We start from the raw sequence: 377 nt of genomic DNA, 5'->3' as shown, positions 1-377 counted from the left end.
ACAGGCGCAGCTTTGATGTCTTGTTACAGAGTGCCTGCCGTGCTGGGTCGAGTGATTACTCGGTCTCGACCATCCGTCACAGCCTGGCAGACATTTTTCTCGCGACTAAAGCGATGAAACCTCGTCGCTTTGGTGATATCTTGTTGCCAGTTTTTTCACGACACAGGCAATCGAATGAAAACACTGGCAGGAAAGAAAATACTTCTGGGGATCAGCGGTGGCATCGCAGCCTATAAGTGTGCCGAGCTGACACGGCGTCTGATTGAACGAGGCGCAGAGGTTCGCGTCGTCATGACCCCGGCCGCCAAGGAATTCATTACCCCGCTTACCATGCAGGCCGTTTCTGGTCACCCGGTGGCCGACAGCCTGCTCGACCC

The 377-nt window shown here is 55.2% G+C and carries 1 protein-coding gene; it reads left to right on the top strand.

Features of this window, described 5'->3' with window-relative positions; all coding sequences use genetic code 11:
* Positions 1-174: 174 nt before the first annotated feature.
* The coding region (locus ACYP03_RS24610) for a flavoprotein (RefSeq protein ID WP_459782467.1) at positions 175-377 on the top strand (203 nt) is incomplete at its 3' end.

The sequence above is a fragment of the Photobacterium sp. R1 genome (assembly GCF_054600795.1).
This window is presented reverse-complemented; position numbering and strand designations above follow the sequence as displayed.